Source organism: Nocardioides sp. (assembly GCF_031422975.1).
Classification (GTDB): Bacteria; Actinomycetota; Actinomycetes; order Propionibacteriales; family Nocardioidaceae; genus Nocardioides.
In genome coordinates this window covers 1-2,613 of sequence record NZ_JANPEO010000362.1, presented here as the reverse complement: position 1 = coordinate 2,613, position 2,613 = coordinate 1, and the positions used below count along the sequence as shown (strand labels likewise).

The following is a 2,613-nucleotide window of genomic DNA, read 5'->3' as shown; positions in this document are numbered from 1 at the left end:
GCCAAGGAGTGGGTCGAGGCCGGCGAGATCCCGGAGCTCGCCAAGGCGACGAGCGTCGCGTACGTCGACATCGCGTCGGGCCACTGGCCGATGTTCACCAGACCGGTCGAGCTGGCCCGCATCCTGGCTGACTGCGCGCTGAGCTGACGTCGCCGCTCTACAGACCGGTCGCCTGCGCCAACCATGCCCACGCCGTGGCCCGGGCGGACTCGTCGGCCCGGGTGCTCGGCACCAGGTTGATCGGCCGGGCACGCCGGTCGTGCCAGAAGAGCGCCGTCGGCGGCGCCGGCTCCGTGGCGGCAAGCCAGATGCTCGTGTCGGCACCTTCGGCATCGTCACGCAGCAGTGACCGGGTCATCGCGCGAAAGCGCGGCAGCGACTCCTGCACGCCGGGGGTGTCGGCCCAGCCCGGGTGCATCGCGGCCACCGTGATGTCGTCGAGCGACCAGCGGTCGGCCAGCAGGGGCAGCATCTCGACCTGCATGCGCTTGGACCGCGCGTAGGCCGTCGGCGGCGAGTAGTCGCCCTTGCGGTAGTCCGGGTCGTCGGCGCGCAGCGTCTGGCTGTACATGCCGCCGCTGCTCACCAGCACCACGCGTCCCCCGGCCAGCTGGGGCCGCAGGGCCTCTGTCATCACGACCGGCCCGAGCAGGTGCACGGCCATGCTCAGCTCGTGGCCCTGCGCCGACTCCGAACGCTGCGGCGGCATCACGCCCGCGTTGTGGATCGCGGCATGCAGGGTGGGGACCTGGCTCCCGAAGTCGTGCGCGAAGCGGCGTACGTCGTCGAGGTCGCCCACGTCGCAGCGCCAGAGCCGGAGCCGCGCTCCCGGCTGCCGGGCGGCGATCTCGTCGCGCACCCGTCCGCCCTTGGCCTCGTCGCGCACCACGAGGTGCACGGTCGCGCCCAGTGCTGCCAGACCCTCCGCGGTCGCGATGCCGAGGCCCGAGCTGGCGCCCGTGACGAGCACGTCCTTGCCGTCGAGCGCGCCGGGCCGCGGGTCCGCGGGCCAGCCGGGCAGCGCGCGGCGCACGCGCAACCCGACCTTGGTGTAGCCCAGGACCAGCGATCGATCCAGCACGGTGTCGAGGGCGCGAGCCGGCAGCGGAGCGGTCACGGTGCGCTCGGCAGGCGGTCGAGGCAGGCGCCCAGCTGGTCCACGGTCTTCTTCGCCAGGAAGGGGAGATAGGCCGCCACGACGGGTACGGCGAGGCGAGCCGCCCCCGAGAAGGCGAACTCGGCGGTGTAGGTCACCTCCGAGCCAGTGCCGTGGGCTCGGATGCCGAGCACGTCATGCCCGTCGAACTGCTCGTTGTGCCCCGTCAGGTGGATGCGCGTCGGGCGCTCGAGCTCGGCAGTCGTGTAGGTGATGACCGATTCGCGACCCAGGAAGGAGGAGACGTTGCGATAGGTCGTCCCCACCCCACCGTCGCCGGAGATCCGCTCACAGGACCTGGTGCCCGGATCCCACTGCTCCGCATGGGTGAAGTCGGCCAGGTAGTCGAAGACCGCCTCCGGCGGGGCGGTCGTGGTGAAGGTGCGGGACACGCTGGGCATAACGGCATCTCTCCTCAGGTCGCTGCCCACGCTACGGGCAGGCTCCACACGGATCGCGCGGCTTGACAACCTACAACCATATGGTTGTAGGTTGTGGTCATGACCCACGGCGACCACCAGGACGAGGACCGGGCCGACGCCATGTTCCACGCGCTGGCCGACCGCACCCGGCGCGACATCCTGCGCCGCGTGCTGGCCGGCGAGCACTCGGTGTCCGCGCTCGCGGCGTCCTACGACATGAGCTTCGCCGCCGTGCAGAAGCACGTGGCCGTGCTCGAGAGAGCCGGCCTGATCACCAAGCGCCGCACTGGCCGCGAGGCGTTGGCCAGCGGTGACGTGGAGGCCGTGCGCTCGGTGGGCTCGATGCTCACCGAGCTCGAGGCCGTCTGGCGCGGGCGCATTGCCCGCATCGATGACCTGATCGCCCAGGACCCTGCTTCATCCCATCCCACCGAGAGGACCGAGTGACATGCCCGTCACCGACGTCAAGCCCGACCTGGACAACCTGACCCTGACCATCGTGGCCGAGTTCGCGGCTCCGATGGAGCGCATCTGGGAGGTGTACGCCGACGCGCGACAGCTCGAGCGCGTGTGGGGTCCGCCCACGTACCCCGCCACGTTCGTCGACCACAGCCTGACCCCGGGGTCGCGCTCGACGTACTTCATGACCGGTCCCGAGGGCGACAGGCACGCCGGCTACTGGGACATCACGGACGTCGACGAGCCCCAGGGATTCACCTTCGACGACGGCTTCGCCGACCTGGACTTCACGGCCGACCCGGAGCTGCCCGTCGGCACGAACGTCTTCACCTTCACCGAGCACGACGGCAGCACCCGCGCGACCTACGTCAGCACCTACGCGACCTCGGAGGGTCTGCAGCAGGTCCTCGACATGGGCGTCGTCGAGGGCGCCAGCTCGGCGATCAACCAGATCGACGACCTCGTCGCCGCTGGGTGACCCACTCCGACGGGGAACGAGATCGGGCCCGATCTGGTTCCCCAGCGGCGTACGCCTCAGGCCACCCGGGCCTTCGGCGCGTTCGCCACGGTGCCCGC

At 71.0% G+C, this 2,613-nt stretch carries 4 protein-coding genes; 2 read left to right on the top strand and 2 right to left on the bottom strand.

Features of this window, described 5'->3' with window-relative positions:
• Positions 1-157 precede the first annotated feature (157 nt).
• Positions 158-1,117, bottom strand: coding sequence for an SDR family NAD(P)-dependent oxidoreductase (locus RMO85_RS10970; protein ID WP_310528760.1), 960 nt, complete (start codon positions 1,115-1,117; stop codon positions 158-160).
• Positions 1,114-1,557 (bottom strand): SRPBCC family protein, encoded by a 444-nt coding sequence (locus tag RMO85_RS10965; RefSeq protein ID WP_310528759.1) that lies wholly within the window; start codon positions 1,555-1,557, stop codon positions 1,114-1,116. The genes RMO85_RS10970 and RMO85_RS10965 overlap by 4 nt, the downstream gene beginning before the upstream one ends.
• Before the next feature lie 99 nt (positions 1,558-1,656).
• Here RMO85_RS10965 and RMO85_RS10960 point away from each other — a divergent pair, with 99 nt between their 5' ends.
• Both RMO85_RS10960 and RMO85_RS10955 read left to right on the top strand, forming a co-directional pair.
• Positions 1,657-2,025, top strand: a complete 369-nt coding sequence (locus tag RMO85_RS10960) for a metalloregulator ArsR/SmtB family transcription factor (protein WP_310528758.1) — start codon at positions 1,657-1,659, stop codon at positions 2,023-2,025.
• Between the two features lies 1 nt (position 2,026).
• Positions 2,027-2,515, top strand: a complete 489-nt coding sequence (locus tag RMO85_RS10955; RefSeq protein WP_310528757.1) for an SRPBCC domain-containing protein — start codon at positions 2,027-2,029, stop codon at positions 2,513-2,515.
• The last annotated feature ends 98 nt before the right edge of the window (positions 2,516-2,613 follow it).

Excerpts from the sequence above, each read along its gene's own strand:
- RMO85_RS10965 (WP_310528759.1), bottom strand. The coding sequence starts at position 1,557 with ATGCCCAGCGTGTCCCGCACCTTCACCACGACCGCCCCGCCGGAGGCG.
- RMO85_RS10960 (WP_310528758.1), top strand. The coding sequence starts at position 1,657 with ATGACCCACGGCGACCACCAGGACGAGGACCGGGCCGACGCCATGTTC.
- RMO85_RS10955 (WP_310528757.1), top strand. The coding sequence starts at position 2,027 with ATGCCCGTCACCGACGTCAAGCCCGACCTGGACAACCTGACCCTGACC.